This window comes from Mesorhizobium sp. M4B.F.Ca.ET.089.01.1.1 (assembly GCF_004022605.1).
GTDB lineage: Bacteria > Pseudomonadota > Alphaproteobacteria > Rhizobiales > Rhizobiaceae > Mesorhizobium > Mesorhizobium abyssinicae.
This window is the reverse complement of the sequence record NZ_RZOS01000255.1, coordinates 1-8,159: the sequence shown is the minus strand read 5'-3', so window position 1 is coordinate 8,159 and position 8,159 is coordinate 1. Positions and strand designations below refer to the sequence as shown.

Genomic DNA, 8,159 nt, shown 5'->3' with positions numbered 1-8,159 from the left:
GCTTGAGCGCCATGGCGGTGCCGCCCGCAGCCACAATGGCGCGGTTCGTTGCGGACCTTTCCATGATTGCGCTTGAAGCCATCGGCACCAGCAGAACCTTTTGAACCAAAGCCCGGACGAACCGGACCAGCTTGTTTGCTCATACAGAGCCGGCACGGGACAACCCGGCCGTTTTCCTCACGCAGGCGATTCCCCCGCCACGGGCGCACGCCTGCGAAATTCGTCGCGATCACCTGAAGCCTTTTCGCTGGAAGCGAAAGGAGCCGCCTTTCATCTGACCTGTAGCAGGAAGCTGCGGAGGAAGCGGTTCCAGGATTGCAGTGATCCACCATCGCTTTTATGATTTGGCGGCAGGGAAGGCAACCCCGATTTCCGATGCCGGCAAAAAGGAGTTCCCTTAGGGAAGCCCGGCCGTCGGTTCCTTGCGTGAAAAGGCTTGGTTAACCTTCTCTGGATACCAATCGTTAATCGAGTTCGCGGCCTAACCGGCACTTCGATGAAACGACCCGGCGCCTGGCGCCAAACCGGGAGCGACTGGAAAGAGATGGGACTGGCAGGCACCGCAAACAAGGGTCGTTGCGCCGCTTGGCCTGTCCTGCATGCCGCCTGCGTGCTTGTGCTGATGGCGGCTTTCCTCGTGTTTTCGGGCGTTTCCCGCGCCGCCGACGCGCCGCTTGGCGCCACCGGCTTCAAGATGGCGGGTGATGCCACCAAGATGCGCATCGTCATGACTTTCGACCGCGAGCCAGACGTCAAATGGTTCCTGCTGCGCGGTCCCAATCGCCTCGTCGTCGACCTGCCGCGCACCAGATTCGCCATTGGCGCCAAGGATGTGAAGGCGCGGGGTCTTGTCCGGGCAGTCCGCTACGGCGATCAGGGCGAGGGATCGCGGCTGATCCTCACCGGCAAGGGGCCGTTTTCGGTCGACAAGCTCGACGTGCTTAAGAACGACGACGGCAGCGGCTATCGCATCGCCATCGACATGTCGGCGGCCTCGGCGCGCGAATTCGATGCCGCCCTCGCCAACCAGGCGTTGACCACCGGCTCGACAGTGTCGACCGACAAGGGCGGCAGGGTCGGAACCGGACCGATCTCCAATCCCGGCCATCGCTTCACCGTCGTCATCGACCCCGGTCATGGCGGCGTCGACGGCGGTGCCGAGGGGCTCAACGGCACCATCGAGAAGAACGTCACGCTCGCCTTCGCCACCGAATTGCGCGACAAGCTCGTCGCGGTCGGCAAGTACGATGTGTTCATGACCCGCGAGAAGGACGAGTTCCTGCGGCTGGACGACCGCGTGCGCATCGCCCGCCAGCATGAAGCCGACCTCCTGATCTCGATCCATGCCGACACGATCAGCGTCAAGGGCATTCGCGGCGCGACCGTCTATACCGTTTCCGACAAGGCTTCCGATCCCGAGGCACAGGCGCTTGCCGATCGCGAAAACCTCTCGGATCAGTTCGCCGGCATGGAGATCAAGGACGAAAACAAGGAAGTGACCGACATCCTGATCGACCTGATCCGCCGCGAGACGCACGGCTTCTCGATGAGCTTCGCCCACACCCTGGTCGGGCAGCTTTCGAGCAGCGTCGGCCTTATCAACAACCCGCAGCGCTCCGCCGGGTTCAAGGTGCTGAAGGCGCCGGACGTGCCTTCGGTGCTGGTCGAGCTGGGCTATCTGTCCAACGCCAAGGACGAAGCGCAACTGCTCAGCGCCGACTGGCGCGGCAAGGCTGCGCAGAGCATAACCAATGCCGTCGCGCTGTTCGCTTCGGCCAAGGCCGGAACGGGAACCGGGGGCTGACGTTGCTGCCGCCTGCAACCACAGGCGGCGTTGCATGGCGACAACACCCGGCGCTATTATTTCCGCGGAGGGAAGCCGAAAACCCCGTGCTGCCGTATTTTGTCCACATGGTGGCGACATGGGTTTCCCATTGCGGATTGGGACCGTCCCGGAAGCTTGCGCGACAGGCGGCTTCGTTTAGGAAATTCCCGAACCACGGACTGGAGCGGGCATGATTCGTCTCATCGGCTATTTCTTCGGCATCGGCACGACGCTGGCCCTTATCGTGGCCGCCGGCGTGGCGATCTACATCAGCCATCTGGCGAAGGACCTGCCCGACTACGAAGTGCTGGCCAAATACGAGCCGCCGGTCACGACGCGCATCCATGCTTCCGACGGCGCGCTGATGGCCGAATATGCGCGCGAGCGGCGCCTCTATCTGCCGATCCAGGCGGTTCCGGATCGAGTGAAGGCCGCCTTCCTGTCCGCCGAGGACAAGAACTTCTACAACCATCCCGGTATCGATGTGACCGGCCTCGGCCGCGCCATCATCGTCAACTTGCAGAACTTCGGCTCGGGCAGGCGCCAGGTTGGCGCCTCGACGATCACGCAGCAGGTGGCGAAGAACTTCCTGTTGACCTCGGACCAGACCTACGAGCGCAAGATCAAGGAGATGATCCTGGCCTTCCGCATCGAGCAGGCCTATTCGAAGGATCGCATCCTCGAGCTCTATCTCAACGAGATCTTCTTCGGCTTCGGCGCCTATGGCGTGGCGGGCGCGGCGCTGACCTATTTCGACAAGTCGGTCAACGAGCTCACCGTCGCGGAAGCGGCCTACCTTGCTTCGCTGCCGAAAGGCCCCAACAACTACCACCCGTTCAAGCATGCCGACCGCGCGCTGGAGCGGCGCAACTGGGTGATCGACCAGATGGTCGAGAACGGCTACGTGACGCGCGAGGAAGGCGACAAGGCCAAGGCCGAGCCGCTGGGCGTGACGCCGCGCCGCAACGGCTCCTATCTGTTCGCGGGCGAGTATTTCACCGAGGAAGTGCGCCGCCAGATCATCGCTCGCTATGGCGAGAATGCGCTCTACGAGGGCGGTCTTTCGGTGCGCACGACGCTCGACCCGAAGATCCAGCTGATTGCCCGCAAGGCGATGCAGAACGGGCTGCTGAAATACGACACGCTGCGCGGTTATCGCGGGCCGGCGACCCACATCGATGTCTCCGGCGACTGGGGCGTGCCGCTCGGCAACGTCAAGGGGCTGGAGGACGTGCCGGAATGGACACTCGCCGTCGTCCTCGACAGCTCCGACACCGGCCTCTCGATCGGCCTGCAGCCGGCGCGCCAGGTCTCGGGCGACATTGTCAAGGAGCGCGTCGAAGGCACCGTCAGCAAGGACGACATGGGTTTTGCCATGCGCCACATCGTCGACGGCAAGAGCGTCAAGGCGAAATCGCCGGCGGATGTGCTGCAGCCCGGCGACGTCATTTTCGTGCAGAAGAACGAAGGTTCGGACAGCGCCTACAGCCTGCGCCAGGTTCCGCAAGTGGAAGGCGGCCTCGTCGCCATGGATCCGCACACCGGCCGCGTTCTGGCCATGGTCGGCGGCTTCTCCTATGCGCAATCGGAGTTCAACCGGGCGACCCAGGCGATGCGCCAGCCGGGCTCCTCGTTCAAGCCGATCGTCTATTCGGCCGCGCTCGACAATGGCTACACGCCGGCCTCGGTGATCATGGACGGCCCGATCACCATCCAGAGCGGCAACACCACCTGGACGCCGAAGAACTACGACGGCACGGCGGCCGGTCCGGCAACGCTGCGCTCCGGTATCGAGAAGTCGCGCAACCTGATGACCGTGCGGCTCGCCAACGACATGGGCATGAAGCTGGTGGTTGAATATGCCGAGCGCTTCGGCGTCTACGACCATCTGGCGCCCTACCTGCCAATGGCGCTCGGCTCAGGCGAGACGACCGTCATGCGCATGGTCTCGGCCTATTCGATCATGGCCAATGGCGGCAAGTCGATCAAACCCTCGCTCATCGACCGCATCCAGGACCGCTACGGCAAGACGGTGTTCAAGCAGGACGAGCGCGGTTGCGAAGGCTGCAACGCCGCCGAATGGAAGAACCAGGCCGAACCGGAACTGGTCGACAATTCCGAGCAGGTGCTCGATCCGATGACGGCCTACCAGATCACCTCGATGATGGAAGGCGTGGTGCAGCGCGGCACCGGCGCCACCATCGCCGAGCTCGGCCGCCATATCGCCGGCAAGACCGGCACGACCAACGACGAGAAGGATGCCTGGTTCATCGGCTATACGCCGAACCTCGTTGTCGGCCTCTATATGGGCTATGACACGCCGAAAGGGCTTGGCAAGGGCGCGACCGGCGGCGGTCTGGCGGCGCCGATCTTCAAGGATTTCATGCGCGTGGCGCTGGACGGCACGCCCAACATCGACTTCCAGGTTCCGGAAGGCATGAAGCTGATCGCCATCAACCGCAAGACCGGCATGAAGGCGGCCGAAGGCGAGGCCGGCACGATCATCGAAGCCTTCAAGCCGGGCACCGGCCCCGCCGACAGCTATTGGGTGATCGGCATGGGGGCCGACGGTTCGAACGGCGCCGGCGGCGCGCTGTCGCCGCAAGCCACGCAAGCCATCCAGGATGGCGGCGGCGGACTTTACTGACGGGCTCGCATCGAATGAAGCCGGCCGGACCACGATCCGGCCGGCCATTTCGCTTTACAGGCGGCGGTGCCGTCCCTATGTATCGCGCCGACCAAAATCAACTGGACAGAACTGGCAGCCATGCGCGCGGAAACGCTCAACATCGTCGACGAGATCAGGCAGGCCATAACCCTGCTGAGGAGGCATCTTTGACTGGGACCAGGCCATTAAGCGGCTTGAGTACCTGAACGTCCGCGCCGAGGATTCCAGCCTCTGGAACGAGCCGCTGGAAGCGCAGAAGCTGATGCGGGAGCGCCAGGAGCTCGAAGATGGCATCGCCGCCGTCAAGGGCCTGACCCAGGCGCTTGAAGACAATATCGGCCTGATCGAACTGGGCGAGGAAGAGGGCGACGAAGGCGTCGTCGCCGAGGCAGAGGCGGCGCTGCGTTCGATGCAGGGCGAGGCCAAGGCCCGCCAGGTCGAGACGCTGCTTTCGGGCGAGGCCGACGCCAACGACACCTATCTCGAAATCCATGCCGGCGCCGGCGGCACCGAGAGCCAGGACTGGGCCTCGATGCTTTTGCGCATGTATACGCGCTGGGCCGAGCGCCGCCGCTTCAAGGTCGAGGTGCTGGAAGTGCACGACGGCGAAGAGGCGGGGATCAAGTCGGCCACGGTGCTGATCAAGGGCCACAACGCCTATGGCTGGCTGAAGACCGAATCGGGTGTCCACCGGCTGGTGCGCATCTCGCCCTACGACAGCAATGCGCGGCGCCACACGTCTTTCGCCAGCGTCTGGGTCTATCCGGTCATCGATGATACGATCGACATCGCCGTCTCGGAATCGGATGTCCGTATCGACACCTACCGCTCGTCGGGTTCGGGCGGCCAGCACGTCAACACCACCGATTCTGCGGTCCGCATCACCCATCTCGCGACCGGCATCGCAGTCGCCTGCCAGGCCGAGCGCTCGCAGCACAAGAACCGGGCCAAGGCTTGGGAGATGCTGCGCTCGCGCCTCTACGAGGAAGAGCTGAAGAAGCGCGAGGCGGTGGCCAACGCCACCGAGGCATCGAAGAGCGACATCGGCTGGGGCCACCAGATCCGCTCCTACGTGCTGCAGCCCTATCAGCTTGTGAAGGACCTGCGCACCGGCGTCGAAAGCACCAGCCCGTCGAGCGTTCTCGACGGCGACCTCGACGAGTTCATGGAAGCCTCGCTGTCGCACCGCATCGAGGGCGGGGCGGGCGAAGCGGTGGCGGATCTCGACTAGGATATGTCCATATTCAGGTGAGGCCGGCCCGACACCTTGGGCACCAGATGAAGGAGGCGCTTGTGACCAAGCCGGACAAGGCAAATACTCACAGGCTTTCCGGAAGGTGCTTTTGCGGCGCCGTCCAGTACGAGGTGGAAGACGAATTCGTCTATGCCTTGAACTGCCACTGCTCGAACTGCCAGCGCGCCACCGGGTCGGCTTTCAAGCCCTTCGCCGGCATCGAGCGGGACAAGCTGCGCCTGACCGCCGGCGACGACAGGCTGCTGGTCTTCGGCGATCCGAGCGGCGCTCACGACAAGCACTGCGGGCTGTGCGGCTCGCTGCTTTATTCGGTGGTGCGGGAGGGCGCCTACGTCCACGTCACCATGGGGACGCTGGTGGATACGCCGAGCATCCGCCCGACGGCGCATATCTTCGTCGGTTCCAAGGCGAAATGGTTCACAGTCACCGACGACCTGCCGCAGTATGATGAGCATATTCCCGGTTGAACGGCTGGAACCAGCTTCATCCGAATTTCGTTGTCCGGCACCAGACATCCGTCGCTAACGGCTCGTTAACCAAGCCGGCGCACGATTCTGGCTGCAGAGGTTTGGCGTGCGGCGCGGCGTTGCCGATGCGGCCGCTTCTTGCGCCGGCCAAGGAATCAGCCCAGCATTCGGGCTGAGGGGATAGAAGCATTTATGGCCGGACGCGGCGTATCTGCGACCTGACGATCCGGCCAGTGGGAAGACACGTTCCGGGAACGGGCAAGCGAAAGGCTTGGAGCTCGTTTGAAAGGAACGTTCCCATGTTTGCTGCCACAATTCGACAGGCCAAAGCCGTTGAACCGGTTGGCCGCTTCCTGTTTTTCCTGGCCGCGGTGGTCGTGGTGTTGACGGCGCCTGCGCTCGCGCATGACGCCAAGCCTACGGCGGCATTGCCGCAAGGCTGGAGCTATCCGTTCTCGTGCTGCGCCAACTATGATTGCCGCACGACCCACTCCGGCGAAGTCCTGGAGAAGCCGGAGGGCTACGTGATTGCCGGCACGGGCGAGGTGGTTCCCATGACCGACAAGCGCGTCAAGGACAGCCCCGACGGCGAATTCCACTGGTGCGCGCATCAGGCGGGACTCGATGCCGGCAAGACTATCTGCCTGTTCGTGCCGCCGCGCTCCTATTGAGGCGACGGGCATCCGACCTCCGGGTCAAGGGGCATCGGGCTTTCCAGTTTTTGAGAGCGGGCAGGCAAGCCTGCCGACAGGCGGTTGTCAGGAGCGATTCTTTATGTTGCCTTGCCGCGGTGGACGGCGGGCAACGGAGAGGAATTCGTTCATGACCATCAAGGGAAGCTGCCACTGCAAGGCGACGACATTCGAGGTTTCAGAAGCGCCGCAAACAGTGACGCATTGCACATGCTCCTTCTGCTCGAAACGCGGCTCGCTCTGGGCCTATTATGTGCCCGAGCAATTCAAGCTCACCAGCCCGCCCGAAAACGTCTCGTTCTACCGCTGGGGCTCAAAGACCGTAAAGCACGGCTTTTGCGCCACCTGCGGCTGCGGCACCTTCACCGAAACGCCCGACTGGTCGAGCGGTGAGCCGGACTTCGACAACCCGAAGGTCAGCGTGAATTCGCGCCTGTTCGACGATTTCGATCTCGACAAGGTCGAGGTCGTCGTCATCGACGGCAAGAATCTCTGGTAGGGAGCACTGGCCGGAACAGCCGCGCATGGCGACGATGGAAAAGCTCTGATCGGCATTTTGCCGTTCCGCTTTTCGCCGTATTTCATGCTACAAGACCGCCGGAAGGGCTGATATGGCGCGGCTGCAATGGCCGCGGTTTGGAGAGGGACATTCTCATGAAGAAGACTGTGCTCGTCGTCGTGGCGACGGCTGTATTGGTGAGCGCTTGCACCACCACCGATCCGTACACCGGTGAGCAGAAGGTTTCCAACACGGCGGCCGGCGCCGGCCTTGGCGCGATCGCGGGTGCCGGGCTTGGCCTTCTGGCCGGCGGCAACGACCGTCGCAACGCGCTGATCGGCGCCGGCATCGGCGCGCTCGCCGGCGGCGCCATCGGCGCCACGATGGACCAGAACGAGGCCGAGCTGCGCCGTCAGCTCCAGGGCACCGGCGTCAGCGTCACGCGCACCGGCGACCAGATCATCCTCAACATGCCGTCCGACATCACCTTCAACATCGACCAGGACGCGGTGAAGCCCGGCTTCTATCCGGTGCTCAATTCGGTGGCGCTTGTGCTGAACAAGTTCCGCCAGACCACGGTCGACGTTTTCGGCCACACCGATTCGACCGGCGGCGACGAACACAATTTCGACCTGTCGCAGCGCCGTGCGCTCGCGGTCGCCAACTATCTCTCCGGGCAAGGTGTCGATTCGCGCCGCTTCGCCGTCACCGGATTCGGCAAGACCCGGCCGATCGCGTCCAATGCGACGACAC

Annotated in this window: 7 protein-coding genes; all 7 read left to right on the top strand. The window is 63.6% G+C overall.

Going from position 1 to position 8,159, the window contains the following annotated elements; all coding sequences use genetic code 11:
- Positions 1–544: 544 nt before the first annotated feature.
- The gene (locus tag EN780_RS21695; RefSeq protein WP_128275276.1) at positions 545–1,804 is read left to right on the top strand and encodes an N-acetylmuramoyl-L-alanine amidase; all 1,260 of its coding nucleotides are present in this window, start codon (positions 545–547) and stop codon (positions 1,802–1,804) included.
- A gap of 211 nt (positions 1,805–2,015) precedes the next feature.
- Positions 2,016–4,472, top strand: a complete 2,457-nt coding sequence (locus EN780_RS21690; protein WP_128275275.1) for a penicillin-binding protein 1A — start codon at positions 2,016–2,018, stop codon at positions 4,470–4,472.
- Between the two features lie 120 nt (positions 4,473–4,592).
- A protein-coding gene (gene prfB / locus EN780_RS21685; protein WP_127285894.1) for a peptide chain release factor 2 occupies positions 4,593–5,724 on the top strand; the annotation gives its coding sequence in 2 pieces (ribosomal slippage) (positions 4,593–4,658 and positions 4,660–5,724; 1,131 coding nt in all).
- 62 nt (positions 5,725–5,786) lie between these two features.
- Positions 5,787–6,215, top strand: coding sequence for a GFA family protein (locus tag EN780_RS21680; RefSeq protein WP_245500048.1), 429 nt, complete (start codon positions 5,787–5,789; stop codon positions 6,213–6,215).
- A 299-nt stretch (positions 6,216–6,514) separates the two neighbouring features.
- Positions 6,515–6,886: a hypothetical protein gene (locus EN780_RS21675; protein WP_128275273.1), complete on the top strand. Its 372-nt coding sequence runs from the start codon at positions 6,515–6,517 to the stop codon at positions 6,884–6,886.
- 151 nt (positions 6,887–7,037) lie between these two features.
- Positions 7,038–7,406 (top strand): GFA family protein, encoded by a 369-nt coding sequence (locus tag EN780_RS21670; RefSeq protein WP_128275272.1) that lies wholly within the window; start codon positions 7,038–7,040, stop codon positions 7,404–7,406.
- A 155-nt stretch (positions 7,407–7,561) separates the two neighbouring features.
- Positions 7,562–8,159: OmpA family protein (locus tag EN780_RS21665; RefSeq protein WP_133372665.1), on the top strand; the 598-nt coding region annotated here is incomplete at its 3' end.